This is a genomic window from Paenibacillus baekrokdamisoli (genome assembly GCF_003945345.1).
Taxonomy (GTDB): Bacteria; Bacillota; Bacilli; order Paenibacillales; family Paenibacillaceae; genus Paenibacillus_Z; species Paenibacillus_Z baekrokdamisoli.
Genome location: NZ_AP019308.1, coordinates 3682573 through 3701725, shown reverse-complemented (window position 1 = coordinate 3701725; position 19153 = coordinate 3682573). Strand labels below are relative to the sequence as shown.

Genomic DNA, 19153 nt, shown 5'->3' with positions numbered 1-19153 from the left:
GAGGGAATTAAATCATTCATTCAATTAGAAAAGGGGACATCAATGTGAAACGAGTATCACTAATCATGCTTGTCATTAGTATTACGCTCCTCGTGCTGGCAGGATGCACAGGTACAAACAAGAACAGCAACACGGGTTCTGGCAATTCGCCAGCGCCAAGCGGGAATGTTGACGCGACGAAAGAGGGCAGCGATAAGGGTAGCGATACAGGTAGCGATAAACCTGCTGAGAAGCCTCAAACTTTGACCATGGTTTACTCTCAAGGGGAATTCTCTTGGCCTGCATATGAGAAGATGGCAAAAGCGTTTAAAGAAAAAACGGGCCATACCGTTAAACTGCAATATGTGCCTGCGGCCGAGTACGACAAATATTTGGATGCACAGTTTATTGCCGGCAGCGAGGCCGATATTATTATGGGTGGACCGGGGGACAAATCAGCATGGTTCAAAAATGGTTGGATTACCAATTTGCTTCCCCATATGGAGGAAGTAAGCAGGTTCACGAATGCTCCGTGGAAAGAATCTTTTATTGACGGTGTGCTTGAAAACGCGATTGATAAGCTGCCTCCGGCAAAACTGTATGGAATTCCAATTCAGTTGACCACTGTAAACTTGTACTACAATAAAGATATTTTCGCTAAGATCGGAGTAACCGAGCCGCCGAAGACGATAACAGAGCTGCTCGCAGTTGCCAAGAAGGCGAAAGACGCCGGTTATATCGGATTTAGTATCCAGAACTCGATGGACTGGAACATTGGTTGGCTTGCAACCGATCTTTGGGGTTACTTATGGAAGCCGAAGTTAGATCAGCTCGACGTAATCATCAAAGATGGCAACGTCAATACCGACGAGTGGGCGCTTGCAGTGAAAAAGGGAATGATTACTAAGGATTCACCAGAGTTGAAGGAATACGCGCGAGTTATCAAGGATTTAACTCCGTATTTTAATGAAGGCTTCAACACGGCAAGCTGGGAATTCGAAGGATTGTTTAATGAAGGCAAGTCGGCTATGACCTTAAATGGCAGTTGGTATCCGAACCAGCATTTACAAGGTAATCTTAAAGTTAATTATGGTATTGCGCCGATTCCTTACCTAGACAAGTCATACTCTGAACTAGGGGAGGATCAACGCTTCAATTACATGATAGGTGGAGAAGCATACGTAGCGATTACTTCGAAAGCGGAGAAGGACGGCAAGCTTCAGGCAGCGCTTGATTGGCTGCGCTTCTGGACTGACCCGAACGGAGGCGCGAAGATTATGGCAGATGAATTATTCCTAATTCCTGTCGTCAAAGACGTTCAGGCGCCAGAGCAAGTACAGCCGATCATCGATACGTTCGGCAGCCAGAAGCAGATTTCATACACTGCCTTCAAATTCGAGCCAGAGCAAGCCGACATGTGGTATAAATCCCAGCAGCAGTATCTGGATGGCAAACTGACGGCTGATCAATTCATTGGCGGCTTTATTAAAACGCTAGATAAATATGCGGATGCCGCGATCAAACTCCATCCGGAATGGAAAGTAGAAGAGCATCTAAAATAATTAAAGATACGAGCATCGCAAGGGATAGAGCGTTTCGCTCTATCCTTCCTTATTAACTCATTCACGATGAATTGGAAGTGAAAGCAATGAAATCAAAAGTAGCTTACCTCTGTTTGCTGCCAACTTTCTTATTCGTTTGTGTCTTTCTTGTCTATCCGACATTTGAAGCCATCCGAATCTCTTTTCTCGATTGGAATATGCGGGATTATTACCATCCAACATTTGTTGGATTGGCGAACTATCGAGAGATTTTTAACAGTGAGGTGTTTATTAACTCCTTTAAAGTGTTATTAATCTTTCTTGTGTGGGCGCTTGTCGTGCTTCAAGGGATTTCCGTCCTCGCAGGATACTTGATTTATTTGCTCGGAGCAAGTCGATTTGCTCAATGGATCAAGGTGGCATTTATCATTCCAATGGTTATTCCAGGTATGGTCATTACCATGTTCTGGCTCTTCTTCTACGAACCGAATAACGGCATGTTAAACGTTCTTCTTCGCAATTTAGATCTGGATGGCTGGCAGAAAGTGTGGCTGGGCGAAAGCCAGCTCACAGCAATCGGCTCACTGCTAATGAAGGGATTCCCATGGATCAGCGGTATTGGGTTCCTTATCTATTTGGCAGGCTTTCAGTCACTTGATGAATCGGTACGTGAATCGGCCCGTATCGACGGGGCGAGCGCATGGACGATATTTTGGAGTATAGATTTGCCTCTCATTATTCCACAACTAAAGCTGACAACGATTCTTGTTCTGATTGGCGGTATTCAGCAATACGGCGATCAATATATTATAACCAAAGGCGGCCCAGGGTTCGATACGATGGTGCCAGGATTATACTTGTTTAATAACGCATTTAATTATGGAAAACTCGGCGTAGGGTCGGCTGCTGGTGTAACCTTATTCCTGATCATCGCACTGTTTACTATTCTGAATCTACGCTTCATGAAGTCGAGGACCTAGGAGGGAACACAATGAAAGTGGATAAATCTTCGCGTTTCTTCATTATTGTCCTGTTATTGTTTTTTGCATTCTGCACCTTATTCCCGCTTTATTTCATGCTCATCTCTTCCGTAAAGACAAATGCGGAGCTGCAAAGCAATTTCTTCGGGTTGCCGATCGAGCCTCAGTTCGAGTATTACAGCAGTGCCCTTGTTAAAATCAAAACGTACATGATGAACTCCTCGATTATTTCGGGGCTTAGTGCGATCGGAGTACTCGTCATTTCTTCATTGTCGGCCTACGCCTTTGCTCGGTTCGAATTCAGAGGGAAAAATGCGCTTTTTTTTACGTTGCTTATTTTCCTCATGATTCCCGGCGTGCTGACACTCATCCCCCAATTCGTGCTAGTAAAAAACCTTGGTTTGATCAATACGCCATGGGCGGCCATACTGCCTGCTATTGCCGGCGGTCAACTGGTGACGATATTCGTATTGCGAACGTTTTTTGAGGGTATCCCGAAGGAACTGTTCGAAAGCATTAAGATCGACGGAGGAAGCGAATTTCGATGTTTTATTAACCTTGTAATTCCATTTGCTCTTCCAATCATTCTCTCCATGGGGCTTGTCACTGTTCTTAATACCTGGAACGAGTTTTTCTGGCCAATGCTTGTGCTGCCGGATCAACAGAAAATGACGATCACCGTTGGATTGTACAGATTCATGGATCAACAGCAAATTTTGTATGGACAAGTATTCTCAGCGATGACGCTGGCATCCGTGCCATTGATGTTATTATTCAGCTTTACGATGAAGTTTTTCGTACAAGGTCTTACTTCCGGGGCGATCAAGGCATGATGGCCCGCAAACCCAAACATTTCAAGCTGCATTGTCCTGATTTAGATTATCCTTTTTGAAAGGATGGGTTCGAAATGTCGGATAAACCGAACGTGATTCTGATTACGACAGATCAACAACGCTATGACAGCGTGGGGGTCAATGGAAACAACTTTATTCAGACCCCTAATATGGACAGGTTGGGGAAGGAAGGGGTCTCTTTCCAAAGAGCGTATTGCCCAAATACCGTTTGCACCCCCTCCAGAGTATCCATGATGACCGGCCTTCATATGTCCCGTCATGGAGCCTATAATATAGGCACGTATGCCGACGACTATTCCCTATTCTTAAGCCATCTTCTAAGAGAGCAAGGATATCATACTCACCATGTTGGGAAAGCGCATTGGCATCCGTGGCAATCAAGTAGCCTGGAAACGGCTCCTGTAGACGATCAGGGAACGGCTTTTCACGATGTGGTCGGATTCGATACGGCGGAGTTTAGTATTGGTCATGGCTCCTATGGGTTGAAAGGGCATTATGGAGCTTGGATAAAACAAAAGGGTTACGATCCACAGCAATTTCAAGTGAAGGAGTTATTTGCGGACGATCCGAATGGTACGGGGGAATGGGATCTGCCTAAAGCGCTGCATTCCGGTGCATGGTTAGCTGAACGGGCCGATTTCATTCTGGAAAATCATCAACGGGTATCGCAAGGGGAACCGTTTTTCTTGAATTTGGGCTTCCAAGATCCGCACCACCCACACATCCTTCCTTTTGATTATATGGGAAGAATCGATCCGGAAAATATTCCACTCCCTGATACCGATTTGCGTAATGAAAGCGGTTTGGTCGATCATATTCCTTATTTTCATCGGGGAGACATTTCGCAATCGCGCTTCGTTGGCCAATTTGATATAGCTGGCAACGGAGATCATGCCTGGAAGCCGTACTTCGAAGATGAGGAAAAAAGTAAGCTCACGCGGTCTTACTATTATTCGATGGTGCAATTGATTGACGAACAGCTGGGCGCAATTATGGATTCGCTTGACCGGTTGGGGCTGCGGGAGAATACGTTGATCATCTTTGCTTCGGACCACGGGGAAATGCTGGGAGACCACTCGATAGGCATGAAGGGGCCATTAGTCTACGAAGGCGTCACCCATGTTCCATTGTTGATGCGTTACCCAGAAGGATTTGCGCCATGTCATGTCGAGGAATGTGTATCGTTGGTTGATTTGCTGCCAACGATCATGGATTTTGCCGGAATCGAAGATTCTATTAAAAGGGATGGAATCAGTCTTAAGGCGAGATTGCAGGCTGGAGCCTCGCTGCCGCGGCCGGGAGTGCGAATTGAATACAAAGAGGAACCGGACCGAATCCGTTTCAAATGCTGGGTGACGCCGGAATGGAAGCTTGCCGTCTATCCTGGGGAATCGTTCGGTGAATTGTACGATTTGCGTAATGATCCGGGAGAGAAGCATAATCTATTTGAATGGACTGAATATGCGGATATCAGGATGCGTCTGCTGGTTGAATTATTGGAGGATCTTGAGCGAAGCGAGCCGGTCAGCATCCGAACGTGCCGGGTGTAAAGGAAATGTGTAAGCAAAAATAACCGATTATGGAGTCATCCTATTATCCAGGAGTTGAATCTCAATGCGGCGAATGAAGGAAATCCGCCTGTTGGAAGGCGAGTATTGGTGGGGAGGAGCGGTCGCTGACGGCATCCATATGCCGTTCGGAATTGAAGCGTTCAGTCGCGGATTGGATCCGAACAGGACCGCGAATCAAGCGACGCCGCTGCTCCTATCAAGCAAAGGCAGGTATATCTGGTCAGATGAACCGTTTGACTTCGCGTTCCGCGAGGAACTGTTGACCGTGGAGAGCTCAAAAGGCGTCATTGAGCTCGGGGAAGGCTTTGGTAGCTTGCGCGGCGCGTACCGGGCGATTCAGGAAAAGAAATTTCCGCCGGACGGTCGATATCCCCATGAAATCATGTTCAGCCGCCCCCAGTACAATACTTGGATCGAACTTATGTATGACCAGGAACAGGATAAAATTCTCAAGTACGCGGAGGACATCCTTGCTGCGGGAATGCCTGCGGGAATGCTTATCATCGATTGCAATTGGCATGATTATTACGGAGCCTGGGATTTCCATCCAGGAAGAATTCCGGAACCTAGGAAGATGATCGAACGTCTCCATGAAATGGGTTTCCATGTCATGCTATGGGTTTGTCCATTCGTCAGCGCGGACAGCAGAATATATCGGGAGCTTCTGGAAAAAGGCTTCTTGCTGCGAAACCAAGACGGGACGCCGGCAATACGCGAATGGTGGGACGGGTACAGCGCGGTGTTGGACTTGATGCATTCCGGGGCGATTTCGTGGTTTCAGCAGCAATTGATGTATTTAACCGAGAAATACGGCGTCGACGGCTTTAAATTTGACGCAGGCGATGCGATGTATTACGAAGATACCGATTTAAGCGCCGTTCCAACGTCTGCGAATGGCCATTCTGAGGCTTATGCCAAGCTTGGTCTGGACTACCCGGCCAATGAATATCGTGCATGCTGGAAGATGGCCGGCAGAGCGATTGCCCAACGACTAAGCGATAAGCAGCATGATTGGGGCGTTAACGGTTTGGCTTCTCTTATTCCGAATGGGCTAGCTCAGGGAATAATAGGCTATTCTTATACGTGCCCGGATATGATTGGCGGAGGGGAATACCGCAATTTCCTGGCGAATTCGGAACATCTCGATTCCGAACTGTTTGTGCGCTACGCCCAATGCTCCGCTTTGTTTCCAATGATGCAATTCTCGGCGGCCCCCTGGAGAGTGTTGGACCAGGAACACTTCGAATATTGCCGGGAAGCCGCTAAGCTGCACGTTCAATTTGGGGAGCGGATTCGCCGATTGGCTGAACAGGCGGCCGTCGAAGGTGAACCTATTATCCGTATGATGGAATATGTATTTCCGGGCAATAGTTATGAAACCATTGTCGACCAGTTTATGCTGGGGGATCGCATTTTGGTTGCACCTGTTCTGCAGAAAGGAGCGACCGAACGCACGGTTTCATTCCCTCCGGGAATTTGGTTTGGGGATGATGGAAGCCAGGAGGAGGGGCCATGCACCAAAGTGATTAAGGCACCAATCAATCGGCTGCCTTGGTATACGCTAAACGCTCCGTTCAATTAGATCGATGCTTCTCATACACCATAACGCCCCTTAAAAATCAAGTCATCTCTAATAAGGAGATGACTTGATTTTTTTTGAAATAGCGCACCTATAATAGCGTAAATCCTGCGGAAATTATTACTCTTGCAGGAAGATAGGGTCAAGCTGTGGTATTTCCCACCGTGGGAGTTAGAACAGGAAGGCTGAATGAAAAAAAGGATGTTTTCTCATTTGAGAAGACATCCTTTATATAAATTAATCAGAATTTTTTGCTTTAAATATTTCACCGATAGCACCAATGCTGCCCAATGTTTCGATGGCTTTTGTAGGAATGAATATTTTATTGGCGGGGCCTTTTGATATTTCGCTTAATGTTTCTAACGAGCGGTAAGCGAGTACATTCTCATCGAGTCCAGCCGCCCGCAGCAGTTCGATCCGGTTTTTCTCAGCCTCTGCAATGGCCTGAATGGCTTTTGCATGTCCCAATGCCTCAAGCTCCTGTGCTTGGCGCAAACCTTCAGCTTGGCGAATACGTGCTTCCTTATCGCCTTCGGCTTTAAGGATTTTGCCCTGCTTGTCGCCTTCTGCCCGTAGAATCATATCCTGCTTGGCTGCTTCGGCTTCCAGTACAATTGCACGCTTGCTTCGCTCAGCCTTCATTTGCTTATCCATTGATTCTTGAATATCCACCGGCGGTTTGATATCAATGACTTCGACCCGCTCAATGCGCACGCCCCATTTTTCCGTCGCTTCGTCGAGAGCAATTCGAATTTCACTCGAAATTTTCTCGCGGCCGGATAGGGTTTCATCGAGCTCCAGCTTCCCGATGATTTGTCTCATCGTTGCTGTACTAATATTCCGCACGCCATATACATAATCCGAAATGCCATAAGTCGCCTGTTCTGGGCCGACAACCTGGTAAAAGATAATCGTATCAATTTGTACCTGAACATTATCCTTTGTTATTACCGTTTGCGGAGGGACATTTGCCTGCTGTACACGCAAATCGTGATACGTACGTACATGATCAATAATCGGTATAAGAATATTCAGGCCCGGAGTCAACAGCCGACTGAATTTTCCCAATCGCTCCACCACGGCTACTCTTTGCTGCGGAACAATTTTGACCGTTAAGGCAACAAAAACAATGACAATGATCAGAATGATTATCGTTACGGCAATACCCATTTACTTAATTACCTCCCGTTTTTGGACTTCCAATATCGTAGTGCCTCTGGCAACAACAATGATCGTCTCGTCTTTAGGCAAAAATACCTGAGAAGAAGCGCTCCATGTTTCATTACCAACTTTAACGATTCCATGCTTTCCAAAGTCAATTTCCTCTACAACGACCCCTTCTTTGCCGACCAGCTCGTCTATGGGGTCTTTAAAGCCTTTGGACATTCGAATTCGACTTGTTAAAGGCTTTGTAGCAAAGGTCAAAATAAGTGCTGTTATACATCCTACAAAGATGTGGAGAATAAAAAACTCCGGAATAATCCAAGCTACAATAGCAGCCACCAAAGCACCGATACCTAGCCAGAGCAAGTAGAACGTTAGCGTTAACATTTCTGCAACCAGCAGAATTCCAGCGATTATGAGCCATATCGCCCAAAGCTCCATCTTCATTCGCCGCCTTTCTCGTCAGACGTATAACACAATGACGGGATAGTGTGTAAAACTCATTCACACTAACCTCTTAATTCTATTCGCTACTGACCTGTAACTTTCCTATGTAAAAGGGAAAAGATCCTACAATTATTCTGGTTTTTTTAACAAAATAGTCCATTTATCGCGTGGAAGCATCAATATAATGTCGGAATTTCTGATATCGACGCCATTTTATCTTCTCTCATCGTATTCACAGAATGCTCTGATACACTCAATTGCAGTGGCACAGAAATCCGCCTAACCTAACATTGAATCGAGAGGGGGACATCAACCTTGCATGAATCAAAACCATTATCTAACTTAGGCCAGCAGATGTTGAGCAAGGTTCCAGAAATTACAATATTCTTCTGGATCATTAAGATCTTGGCAACTACTGTTGGTGAGACAGCAGCAGACTTCCTGAACACAAACCTAAACTTGGGCTTAACGAACACAACCTTTGTTATGAGCGCTCTCTTGCTCATCACGTTGGTCTTTCAATTCAAGTCGGAAAAGTATGTGCCCGTGATCTACTGGCTCGCAGTCGTGCTGATCAGCGTTGTCGGCACTCTGGTTACGGACAACCTTGTGGATAACTTCGGGGTCGCGCTGGAGACAACCACCATCATTTTCGCCATCTTACTGTTGGTGACCTTTGCGGCTTGGTACGCGAGTGAGAAGACATTGTCCATTCACTCCATCTATACGGTCAAACGGGAAGTGTTCTATTGGTTGGCCATTCTGTTTACCTTCGCATTGGGTACAGCAGCTGGTGACCTTATCGCAGAGGGTCTGAGCTTGGGTTACCTGATTTCAGCGCTTCTGTTTGCTGCACTGATCGGAGTTGTGACCATCGCCTACTACCGCTTCAAGCTAAATGCTGTACTGGCTTTCTGGATCGCCTATATCTTAACTCGTCCTCTGGGTGCCTCTCTTGGCGATTATCTGTCACAGTCTCCCGATGACGGTGGCCTTGGGCTGGGTACGGTGGGGACTAGTGCAATCTTCCTCGTAACGATTTTGGTCTTGGTCACCTACCTGACTAAGACGAAGCGTGACGCGCCTTCCAGGGTGTCAGCTGACTAAGAATTCGAATGCATATTAATAGCCTGAACCCTCTTTAGAGTGGGGTTCAGGCTTTTTTTGTGGACGAATTGCAAGTTTTTTTATTACAAGCGCATCGCTTTGATAGGTGCCTTAGGTTCGACAATCGTAATGTCTGGTTCATTGGCATTTCACTCTCGTTCTTTAACTTAATTTAAGGGAAAAAATAGAATTTAATTACAAGTACTGTGGTACAATGGTACGGAATTGGAAATTAATTTACTTTTAAAAGAGAGTGGAGTGGATGAATTGAAAGGTTTTTATTACAGACGCATCGCTTTGATGTGTGCATTAGGTTCGACAATCGTGATGTCTGGATGTAGTCTTGGCGGCGGAGGATCAGATACAAGCTCTGAGAAATCAGCGCTGAAGGTGATGTATTACGATGAGAGATCCTTTTATGATCAATATGGGATGTTGTATTCCGCTCTTCATCAGAATGTGGACCTTTCCGTTGTTTCTAATCAGAATACATCGAATGAACCGGTGAAGGACCCTGAAGCTGCATTTAATAAATTCATTGAAGAGCAGCAGCCAGATATCATTATGCTCAGCCCAGATCAATTAACCAAATATGCCGGTGAGGGCAAGCTGGTCGAATTAGATGCGATGACGGAGGAGAAGAGCTTCAATAAGGAAACGCTCGTTCCTGGTCTTCTCGATTATATGAAGGATCTTGGAGAGGGCAAAATTTATGGTCTTTCTCCGAACTTTTATAGTCAGGTTATTTTTTATAACAAAGACATGTTCAGTAAGTACGGCATCACGCTGCCAGAGGATCGTATGAGCTGGGACAAGCTGTTCGAGCTGGCACAGCGCTTCCCAAAAGATGGTGCCAAAGATAAGCGAGTATACGGTCTTAGCCTTGGATATAGCAGTGACATCTATCAATTAGGCAGTCTGATTGGAAGCGCTCAGAACCTAAGCATGTTTAACCCTAAGAGTAAGCAGGTTACGATAGACACGGATGCTTGGAAGAAAGTGTTCCAGACGGCAGTCAATGGGTTGAAATCAGGCGCTCTATACACAGAAGATCAGAATGGCAGCTCCAGCAGCAGTTATGAGGATTATCTCATGCGTGATCCGTTCGTCTCTGGTAAGCTGGCGATGAAGTTCGAGGGGGCTTATCTGATGAGCCAAATCAAGGAAGCCCAAACGAGACTAAAGGATAAAGTAATTAAAAATTGGGATATAGTCACTGTGCCCGTAGATCCACAAAATCCCGATAGCAGTCCGAATATGTCGTTCGGTCAAATCTTCGCAATAAATTCAAAATCCGTTAATATCGATGCAGCCAAAGATTTTATTCGCTATGTAACAAGTGAGGAATTTGCTAGAGTGAACGCCAAGCGCGACAACGGCAATTTCCCTGTTCGTACGAAGTATATTGCGGATGACAGCAATCATAATATGAAAGCATTCTACAGTCTCAAGCCTATGCAATCATCGATATACAAGGATATGGATAAGCTCCCGCAAAATTTCTTCATGCAGTTTATGACCATCGCCCAAGAAGAGCTGAAGGGAGCACTCGACGGAAAGAAATCAATTGATGATGCGCTTGCATTGGTGCAAACGAAGGGTCAGCAGGCGCTGGTTCAAGAGGAAGCGAAGGAGAAAAACAAACCGACAGAGTCTTCCTCTGACACATCATCCACAAAGGCGACATCAACAACATCAACAACAACAACTGCCAAGTAGAATGACTAGAACTATGTCCGTCTTCCAGGGTATCAGTTGATTGTGCAACTTAATGAATATTTATAGCCTGAACCTTGTTCAAATCGGGGGTTCAGGCTTTTTTAGTTACATGAATGACAAGCCGTTGTCAGATAAAGGAAGTATGTTCTTCGTTATCTTTACTTAAGGTAAACGTAATATTTAACCACTTTCATTGTGGTACAATGTTCCGGAAATGGGAATTATTTTACTTTTAAAATGAGAGTGGAGTGGATGATTTGAAAGGTTTTTATTACAAACGCATCGCTTTGATGTGCGCCTTAGGTTCGACGATTGTAATGTCCGGTTGTAGTCTTGGCGGCGGGGGATCTGATACCAGCTCTGAGAAATCAACACTAAAGGTGATGTATTACGATGAAAGATCCTTTTATGATCAATTTGGGATGCTGTATGCCGCTCTTCATCCGAATGTGGACTTCTCCGTTGTTTCTAATCAGAATACATCGAATGAACCGGTGAAGGATCCTGAAGCTGTATTTGATAAATTCATTGAAGAGCAGCAGCCAGACATCATTATGCTCAGCCCAGATGAATTAACCAAATATGCCGGTGAAGGCAAACTTGTCGAATTGGATGCGATGACGGAGGAGAAGGACTACAATAAGGGAACGCTCATTCCTGGTCTTCTCGATTATATGAAGGATCTTGGAGAAGGCAAAATTTATGGTCTCTCTCCGAACTTCTATAGTCAGGTTATTTTTTATAACAAAGATATGTTTACCAAATACGGTATCGCACTGCCGGAGGACCATATGAGCTGGGACAAGCTGTTTGAACTGGCACAACGATTCCCGAGAGATGGCGCCAAAGATAAGCGAGTATATGGACTCAATCTTGGCTATAACAGTGATATCTTTCAATTAGGAAGCCTGATTGGAGGCGCACAGAACCTAAGCATGTTTAATCCAAAGAGCAAGCAGGTTACGATTGACACAGATGCTTGGAAGAAAGTATTCCAGACGGCAATTAATGGGCTGAAATCCGGTGCTATGTACAAGGAAGATCAGAATGGAAGCTCCAACAGCACCTATGAGGACTATCTCTTGCGCGATCCGTTCGTCTCTGGTAAAGCAGCGATGACAATGGATGGGGCGTATATGATGAACCAGATCAAGGAAGCCCAAACGAGATTAAAGGATAAAGTAATTAAAAATTGGGATATCGTCACTGTGCCCATAGATCCACAAAATCCCGATAGCAGTCCGTATATGTCGTTTGGTCAAATCTTCGCAATAAATTCAAAATCTGTTAATATCGATGCAGCAAAAGATTTTATTCGCTATGTAACAAGTGATGAATTTGCTAGAGTGAACGCCAAGCGTAACAATGGCAATTTCCCTGTTCGTACGAAGTATATTGTGGATGACGGCAATCATAACATGACAGCCTTCTACAGTCTCAAGCCTATGCAATCTTCGATTTACAAAGATCTGGATAAGCTTCCGCAAAATTTCTTCAATCAGTTTATGGGTATTGCACAAGAAGGGTTGAAGGGAGTACTCGACGGAAAGAAATCAATTGACGAGGCGCTTGCCTTAGTGCAAACGAAGGGTCAACAGGCGCTAGTGAAGGAGATAGCCAATGAGAAAAACAAACCAGCAGAGGCTTCCTCTGGCACATCATCGACGAAGGCGACATCAACAACATCAATTGCCAAGTAGAATGACTAGAATAATAAGGGTATCGAAAATCCCTTGTTTTGCTGCAGCTTGCAGCAGAACAGGGGATTTTTTGTGCAATAGTGATTTCCTTAGAGAAAAGGAAAAGTTTCCCTCTAATGTTGGTTAACAAGACGCTAATTTACAGGTAAACTGTGCTTAAGTAGGATTGAATAGACTTAGGGCGAGAGGATGAAGATCGTGAACCAGCATCTGATTAACCTGCTTCAGCATGCGGAGCTGAATATAACAGACTTCGCAATCCATAGTCGAACAGATATGAACATTCGCAACCGTACGTTTGCCTCGGAGTACGTGATGTCTTATCACAAATCAGGCAAGGCTAAGCTAAGAATCGGCGAAGAGATCTATGATGTTCTTCCCGGTACGGTAATCTTCATTCCACCCCATCTGATTCATGATATATACAAAGAAACGGATGAGGAAGCGATCATTTTGTGGTGGCACTTTACCTATAAAGTAGAGCGAGTGCTTGATGTCCTGCCGCTCTTTAATATTCCTTACATTTATGAGCTCAAGCAGACAGAAAGATTCGAGACCGTCTTTGACCAATTTATGGCATCCAAACAAAACACGTCCGCACTGCCAGCCACGATTCTGCATAAGGCAAAGTCGCTCGAACTGCTTTATTTTCTGCTTGATGAAGCACTTGGCTACCGGGATAGTAAAGAAATTAGCCCAGCGCAGCAGAGCTTTCTAGGTTTGCTCTGTCAAATGATTCAACATCCGGAAAAGTCACTCTCGCTTACGGATATGGCAGAGAATATGCATCTGAATACCGCTTATGTCAGCAGCCGATTCAAGGAGCTTTATGGGAAATCTCCGATTGGGATGCAGCGTAGACTGCGAATTGAGAGGGCTAAGGCTCTTCTGATCTCCGATCAGGAGATGAGTGTCACACGAATCGCGGAATTGCTTCATTTTAAAGAAGTTACTAATTTCACTCGGTTATTCAAAAAGTACGTAGGCATGGCACCCTTACAATACCGCCAGCTGAATCTTCGCTCCTTAACCTAAAGAAGTGATCAATATCGCCATAAAAAGGCTATGTCGATCGTCAGTCAAATCTCCTACAATGTCTGTATATGATAATATGGGAGGCTGAACGAATGGATAAGATTCGGATCGGTATGATTGGTACAGGAGGCATTGCAGGTTGGCATGCTCAGCAGCTGTTGGAGCTGCCGGAAGTGGAAATCACTGCTGTGACCGATACAAGTGCTGTGAATAGGGCGAGCTTTGTAGAGAAATATGGCTTATCAGAAGCGAAGCAATTCACGGATTATAAAGCTATGCTGGAAGAGGCTGATCTAGATGCGGTCGTTATCTGTTCGCCGCATACGCTGCATTTTCAACAAGCAACTGATGTTCTGAATAAAGGCTTGCATGTCTTGATTGAGAAGCCGATGACTTGCTCCTCTGCAGAAGCTGAGCTGCTGATACGAACGGCGGAGCAATCGGGGAAAATCATGCAGGTATCCTATCAGCGTCATTTTCAGCCTGAATTCTTATATATTCGGGATGCGATTGCAAGCGGAGCGATCGGTAAACTCACTTCTGTTACCGCTTCTCTCTATCAGGAGTGGAGACAGGGTACACCGGGTTCATGGCGCCAAGATCCAGCATTATCCGGTGGCGGCTTCCTTATGGATTCCGGCAGCCATATTATCGATGTTCTGCTCTGGACGACTGGTCTCACCCCTGTCGAGGTGAAGCCGCAGCTGCATAAGCATGGAGCGCCGGTTGAGATCGATACGTTCACCTCTATCCGATTTGCGGAAGGAGCTATCGCTGGATTGAATTTAGTCGGGTATGCGCCATGCTGGCATGAAACCTTCGTGTTCTGCGGCGAGGACGGCGGGATTTTCTACGATAATGGCAAGATTACGTTAAGACGATTAGGACAAGAATCTATCGTGCCAGAACTTCCTGAGCAAATCACGAATCAGGACAAAAGCTTCATCGATGCCATTCTAGGGCGCCATGAAGTACTTGTTCCTGGTGAGTTCGCGCTTAAGGTCGTCCAGCTCTCCGAAATGATTTACTTAGCCGCCGGTTATGTCCCGAATGCTTCACCTGAGCACGAGGAGGAACAAACAGTATGAAGGTTAAATTAGGCATGCGTATCCCGCCCAAGCTTGGGGAGCTAGGAATCATTCAAACCGCTCAATGGGCTGCTGGTGCTGGATTAGATATATTGGATGTCTCTGATTTGACGCCTGATGTGAAGGAGGCCTGTGAGAGAGCAGGTCTTGGAATCGGATCTGTGGACGCCCATCATATCGCGCAGCTATTAAGCCGAGATGAAGCACGACGTGCGAATGCGATTGAAGCAGCGAAGAAACAAATGAATGACATATCGAAGCTGGGCGGCAGCGTCCTATTCATGTGCTTGGTACCCGAGGATCTGACGCTTCCACGCTCAGAAGGCTTCGCCATTTGGAAGGAAACATTCCCCGAGATCGTCCGTCATGCGGAGCAGAAGGGTATCTATATCGCCATTGAGGGTTGGCCAGGGCCTGCTCCGTACTATCCAACACTTGGCTGTACGCCAGAAATGTGGAGAGCGATGTTCGAGGCCATTCCGTCGAAGCATTTTGGTCTGAATTATGATCCGTCGCATCTGGTCCGTCTAGGGATCGATTACCTTCGTGCACTTACGGAATTTGGTGATCGGATCAACCATTGTCATGGCAAAGATACGGAAATTCTGCATGACGAGCTGTATGAATGCGGAGTTATTCCTGCAACCTTTGGCGAGAAATATGATTTCTCTGAAGGCTCATGGAGGTATACAATTCCTGGGCACGGAGATGTAGATTGGGGCAAAGTGGCTGTTCGTCTTGATCGTCTGGGCTATCAAGGTGCGGTTAGTATTGAGCTTGAGGATCATCGTTTCTGGGGATCTCTTGAAGCGGAGAAGCAAGGTATTGTGAAGGCGGCTGAGCATTTGACGAAGTATTTCCGTTAAGGCTCTAATTTTAAAAATTCGAATCATTGTGCGTAGAAGCCCGCTGCGCGGACGGATCATTCTTACGATCGCTGTTGTCTCCCTATTTCTTGATTATATTCCTTAAAGGTAGAAATTCGGAGACAAAGGCGAACGCTATCGCTTCTTCAGAACGATTCCGTCCGCTCCGCTGGGTACTTCGTGATGGCAAGCACTGATTATAGTTTAGAGCCGATTTTTTAAAATTGTTGATGTTCTTCGTTCAAGAACAACTGATGTTGTTCTCAAAGTACCTTTGCTTTTATTAAATTGAGGTTCTCATCGAGGTATTCAAAATAACCTGCTTCAGCCCAGCCGACTACTTTCTCATAGGGGGTAATTCTCATTATCTCTTTATATGGAAGCTTTAATGGTTCCGAGAAATCATAAAAAACAATTTCATATTCAGCAGCCCAAAAGCATCCTTCCACCACTAATATATTGTGGGTATTATAATTATAAATGGCAGCCCAACAAAAGCCGTCCCCTTCATAGGCTTCTTCGGGGACAAAATCTATAATTTCGTTGTTTGATAAATCAACCATCGTGTATCCTTGATAATCCTGCCCACAAAGAAGGTACTCATGCTCCCCTTGAGTAACCCATTTAAAAAGAAAATGACTATAGTTTCGGTCGATGATGATTTTACTTTCATCCACATTATTAGTAACTGTGCCCCGTGTGTAATTTTTGCCGACTATTCCCTCACTATAATAAAAGTGCTCAACCGTTAATGTGAATTTCAAAGAAGGCGAGATATAGGTTTCTGTTTTGTCGGATTTAAAATGTTCTTGAAAATAAAATGATTGTTGTTCGCGGAGTTGAAGATACTTTTCTTCATTAGCTACATTATTCATATGTACTCCTTTAACATAACCATATCTCGATTAGTGTGTTTCTCTTATTCGACGTAGTATTTGAATATTCCTTGCTGCCCTAGGCAATGGAACTTTGGTTCATTTTCGATAAAGTTGTATACGAAAGAAAACGAATAGGGCGATCTCAAAGGCACTTAACCTTTGAAATCGCCCTATTCTTATTTCTCTTGTGGAGGCTGAGTCTTCAAATAAGCCTCAATCTCTTCTAATGTCCATTTAGGGCCAGCGAAGAGGCTGCCTGTTCTGGCCTCGGTGAGCACATCTGTCAGCCATAACCGCTCAGTCTCACTGAATTGGATGAAGCCGCGAATCATCATCGCAGAGCCTCTAGGCAGGAAAGCTTCCTTGATCTCAAGAACAGCCTTCATTCTCTGAATTCGGGATTCAGATGCTTCTAGCTGCTCTTCAATTAAAGCAATGGCCTTATCCGGATCACTATGACGGACGAATGGCATGGCCAAGAACAAAGGGTGCTGGGGGTAAGAGATTTGTTTGAATTGGGCATACAGAAGCTCGTTAAAAGCCGCTCTCCCTTTATCCGTGACTCTGTAAATGGTTTTGTCGGGACGATTGTCGCCGGGGACGGAAACCACTTCCGCCGCTTCGATCAAGCTATCTTCACGAAGCTGGTCGACAGCATAATACAAGGAACCATCTCTTAGCTTGAAGCATTCACTCCAATTCCGCATTTTGATGGTCTGACGTATTTCGTAAGGATGACGTTCAGATTCCATTAATAGACCCAAAATCATCAGCTTCATTGACATGGAAGCTTAACCTCCTCGGTAGGATGGTTTTGGCTTACTCGTTCCTTCAGCCTGAGGACCCTGTTTATCCGGAGCTCCATGACTTCCCTGCTTTGCTACTTCATAACGGGCACGACCCATCAAAATCGCGAACACAATGGCTAGAACAGGCAGGAGAACTGACCATTGGAAGATATAGATGATGGAATCTGCAAGCTTGGAAAGCAAACTATTGACGATATCGGGAGACATGCCCATTTTCGCTTGAACGGTCGGATCAAGTAGTGCTTGCCCTCCCTTGATTTTAGCGGCCATTGCTGGAGTAATCGCAGAGATTTCCTTTACCCCCGCTTGAAATTCTGATTTCTGCAGCGCTCCGAAGACTGTAACCCCAAGAGCTGAACCGATGGTGCGGAAGAAAGTGATCAGAGATGAAGCCGATCCTTTATATTGCGGCGGTACGGAATTCAGTGTGGAGATGTTAAGCAAGGAGAAGGATACACCCATACCAAGACCGACGATAACCATATAAAGCGTGATGATCAAACGACTGGTTGTTGTATCCATGGCGAAACCAAGTAAAGTAATTCCGATTAATAAAGTTAGAGCGGACACGATCATAACATCACGAAATCTAAACTTATTGGCAATTCGTCCCCCGACTTGGCTGCTGAGCACAACGCCTAACATCATCGGTGTCAGTACAGAGCTCGTTTCTGTAGCTGTCTTGTGGAAGACACCTTGGATGAAGATCGGAATGTAAGTCGCTGCAGAGATCATAACACCACCATAGAGAAGGCTGATCATCATGCTGCTGGTGAATAGACGTTTCTTGAATAGGCTAAGCTGAATAATAGGATCCTTTACGGCCCGTTCAACAAGCAGGAAGATAATTAACAGAGCGCCGGATGCAACGAAGAGCGAGATTGTTTTGACTGATCCCCATGCCCAGCCATCTGACCCTCCAAGCTCCAAGCCGAACATTAAACACAGAATGGCAGCGGTAAGTAGAATCGCACCCGCCCAGTCGATGCTTTGTTTCCGAGTGTTTTTGGACTCGTGATAGGCTTTGGCAATGAAGAATACGGACAAAATCCCAATCGGGACATTGATATAAAATATCCAGCGCCAGCTAATGTTATCTGTTATTAGACCGCCCATAATAGGACCGAACACGCTGGATACACCGAATACGGCTCCGAAGAGTCCCATCATTTTGCCCCGCTTCTCCGCTGGGAATAGATCGAAGATGATCGTGAAAACGATTGGCATCAGAGCACCGCCACCGATACCTTGAATGGCACGATAAATAATTAACTGCTCCATGTTCTGAGCGGTTCCACATAGAATAGAGCCCAGCATGAATAGAATTAAGCCTGCTAGGAAGAACCGTTTTCGACCATACATATCGGATAGCTTGCCGAAGATCGGAGTCGATACAACCATTGCGATCATGTACGCGGAATAAACCCAAACGAATTTATCAAGCCCTCCCAATTGCTGGATGATTTTGGTCATGGCGGTCGATACGATGGTCTGATCGAGTGCGGCCATGAATAGACCAAGCAGCAGTCCGGCAATAACCAACTTCACATTACTTCTATTTGCGTCCACTTTTCAACTTCCTTTCATTAACAAATCGAGTACATACTCAAATTTGATTACCTATTGTCATTATACTCAAATTTGAGTTCTTTACAAGGCGCTGAAAAATCTAGAAATACCCGCGCTTTATCCGATCGGCTCCTAGCACTTTGAAACCGCAGGAAATTGATTGTGTGGAAATGTCCGACTGTCCGCTGGTTGTTGATTGATTAATTACAGCAAAAAGGCTTTCCCTCGGATCTTTTCAGATCTTAGAGAAAGCCTTTCTATAACGAA

Annotated in this window: 16 protein-coding genes; 11 read left to right on the top strand and 5 right to left on the bottom strand. The window is 45.4% G+C overall.

What is annotated here, in order from left to right; all coding sequences use genetic code 11:
- Positions 1-44 precede the first annotated feature (44 nt).
- The 5 genes from EKN16_RS16630 (at position 45) to EKN16_RS16610 (ending at position 6507) form a co-directional block, all read left to right on the top strand.
- Positions 45-1541, top strand: a complete 1497-nt coding sequence (locus EKN16_RS16630) for an ABC transporter substrate-binding protein (protein ID WP_125659446.1) — start codon at positions 45-47, stop codon at positions 1539-1541.
- A gap of 86 nt (positions 1542-1627) precedes the next feature.
- Positions 1628-2500, top strand: coding sequence for a carbohydrate ABC transporter permease (locus EKN16_RS16625; protein WP_125659443.1), 873 nt, complete (start codon positions 1628-1630; stop codon positions 2498-2500).
- Between the two features lie 11 nt (positions 2501-2511).
- Entirely contained in the window at positions 2512-3333 is an 822-nt protein-coding gene (locus tag EKN16_RS16620) for a carbohydrate ABC transporter permease (RefSeq protein WP_125659440.1), read from the top strand.
- 74 nt (positions 3334-3407) lie between these two features.
- Positions 3408-4904: a sulfatase family protein gene (locus EKN16_RS16615; RefSeq protein ID WP_125659437.1), complete on the top strand. Its 1497-nt coding sequence runs from the start codon at positions 3408-3410 to the stop codon at positions 4902-4904.
- 64 nt (positions 4905-4968) lie between these two features.
- Positions 4969-6507 carry a glycoside hydrolase family 31 protein gene (locus EKN16_RS16610; protein WP_125659434.1) on the top strand — a complete coding sequence of 513 codons (1539 nt, stop codon included), beginning with the start codon at positions 4969-4971 and terminating at the stop codon, positions 6505-6507.
- Between the two features lie 234 nt (positions 6508-6741).
- On the opposite strand, the gene EKN16_RS16605 is transcribed toward EKN16_RS16610, so the two are convergent.
- Together EKN16_RS16605 and EKN16_RS16600 are read right to left on the bottom strand one after the other, a co-directional pair.
- Complete coding sequence (locus tag EKN16_RS16605; protein WP_125659431.1) at positions 6742-7674, bottom strand: SPFH domain-containing protein; 933 nt, start codon at positions 7672-7674, stop codon at positions 6742-6744.
- Positions 7675-8115 carry an NfeD family protein gene (locus EKN16_RS16600; RefSeq protein WP_232015807.1) on the bottom strand — a complete coding sequence of 147 codons (441 nt, stop codon included), beginning with the start codon at positions 8113-8115 and terminating at the stop codon, positions 7675-7677.
- Positions 8116-8469: 354 nt separating this feature from the next.
- On the opposite strand from EKN16_RS16600, the gene EKN16_RS16595 reads away from it, so the two are divergent.
- From EKN16_RS16595 to EKN16_RS16570, 6 genes are all read left to right on the top strand, one after another.
- Entirely contained in the window at positions 8470-9222 is a 753-nt protein-coding gene (locus EKN16_RS16595) for a COG4705 family protein (RefSeq protein ID WP_125666355.1), read from the top strand.
- A 258-nt stretch (positions 9223-9480) separates the two neighbouring features.
- Entirely contained in the window at positions 9481-10941 is a 1461-nt protein-coding gene (locus tag EKN16_RS16590; RefSeq protein ID WP_125659425.1) for an ABC transporter substrate-binding protein, read from the top strand.
- Positions 10942-11198: 257 nt separating this feature from the next.
- Entirely contained in the window at positions 11199-12641 is a 1443-nt protein-coding gene (locus tag EKN16_RS16585) for an extracellular solute-binding protein (protein ID WP_183530840.1), read from the top strand.
- A 189-nt stretch (positions 12642-12830) separates the two neighbouring features.
- Entirely contained in the window at positions 12831-13676 is an 846-nt protein-coding gene (locus EKN16_RS16580) for a helix-turn-helix transcriptional regulator (RefSeq protein ID WP_125659420.1), read from the top strand.
- 92 nt (positions 13677-13768) lie between these two features.
- The gene (locus EKN16_RS16575) at positions 13769-14764 is read left to right on the top strand and encodes a Gfo/Idh/MocA family protein (RefSeq protein ID WP_125659417.1); all 996 of its coding nucleotides are present in this window, start codon (positions 13769-13771) and stop codon (positions 14762-14764) included.
- A complete protein-coding gene (locus tag EKN16_RS16570) occupies positions 14761-15630 on the top strand; it encodes a sugar phosphate isomerase/epimerase family protein (RefSeq protein ID WP_125659414.1) in 870 nt (289 codons plus the stop codon). The genes EKN16_RS16575 and EKN16_RS16570 overlap by 4 nt, the downstream gene beginning before the upstream one ends.
- Before the next feature lie 263 nt (positions 15631-15893).
- Here the strand turns inward: EKN16_RS16570 and EKN16_RS16565 are convergent, their stop codons facing one another.
- The 3 genes from EKN16_RS16565 to EKN16_RS16555 all read right to left on the bottom strand — a co-directional run bounded on the left by EKN16_RS16565 (position 15894) and on the right by EKN16_RS16555 (position 18886).
- Positions 15894-16505 (bottom strand): hypothetical protein, encoded by a 612-nt coding sequence (locus EKN16_RS16565; protein ID WP_125659412.1) that lies wholly within the window; start codon positions 16503-16505, stop codon positions 15894-15896.
- Between the two features lie 179 nt (positions 16506-16684).
- Positions 16685-17293 carry a PadR family transcriptional regulator gene (locus EKN16_RS16560; protein ID WP_125659409.1) on the bottom strand — a complete coding sequence of 203 codons (609 nt, stop codon included), beginning with the start codon at positions 17291-17293 and terminating at the stop codon, positions 16685-16687.
- A gap of 6 nt (positions 17294-17299) precedes the next feature.
- The gene (locus EKN16_RS16555) at positions 17300-18886 is read right to left on the bottom strand and encodes an MDR family MFS transporter (RefSeq protein WP_125659406.1); all 1587 of its coding nucleotides are present in this window, start codon (positions 18884-18886) and stop codon (positions 17300-17302) included.
- Positions 18887-19153: the final 267 nt, after the last annotated feature.

Excerpts from the sequence above, each read along its gene's own strand:
- EKN16_RS16625 (WP_125659443.1), top strand. The coding sequence starts at position 1,628 with ATGAAATCAAAAGTAGCTTACCTCTGTTTGCTGCCAACTTTCTTATTC.
- EKN16_RS16620 (WP_125659440.1), top strand. The coding sequence starts at position 2,512 with ATGAAAGTGGATAAATCTTCGCGTTTCTTCATTATTGTCCTGTTATTG.
- EKN16_RS16615 (WP_125659437.1), top strand. The coding sequence starts at position 3,408 with ATGTCGGATAAACCGAACGTGATTCTGATTACGACAGATCAACAACGC.
- EKN16_RS16610 (WP_125659434.1), top strand. The coding sequence starts at position 4,969 with ATGCGGCGAATGAAGGAAATCCGCCTGTTGGAAGGCGAGTATTGGTGG.
- EKN16_RS16605 (WP_125659431.1), bottom strand. The coding sequence starts at position 7,674 with ATGGGTATTGCCGTAACGATAATCATTCTGATCATTGTCATTGTTTTT.
- EKN16_RS16600 (WP_232015807.1), bottom strand. The coding sequence starts at position 8,115 with ATGAAGATGGAGCTTTGGGCGATATGGCTCATAATCGCTGGAATTCTG.
- EKN16_RS16595 (WP_125666355.1), top strand. The coding sequence starts at position 8,470 with ATGTTGAGCAAGGTTCCAGAAATTACAATATTCTTCTGGATCATTAAG.
- EKN16_RS16580 (WP_125659420.1), top strand. The coding sequence starts at position 12,831 with ATGAAGATCGTGAACCAGCATCTGATTAACCTGCTTCAGCATGCGGAG.
- EKN16_RS16575 (WP_125659417.1), top strand. The coding sequence starts at position 13,769 with ATGGATAAGATTCGGATCGGTATGATTGGTACAGGAGGCATTGCAGGT.
- EKN16_RS16570 (WP_125659414.1), top strand. The coding sequence starts at position 14,761 with ATGAAGGTTAAATTAGGCATGCGTATCCCGCCCAAGCTTGGGGAGCTA.
- EKN16_RS16565 (WP_125659412.1), bottom strand. The coding sequence starts at position 16,505 with ATGAATAATGTAGCTAATGAAGAAAAGTATCTTCAACTCCGCGAACAA.
- EKN16_RS16560 (WP_125659409.1), bottom strand. The coding sequence starts at position 17,293 with ATGTCAATGAAGCTGATGATTTTGGGTCTATTAATGGAATCTGAACGT.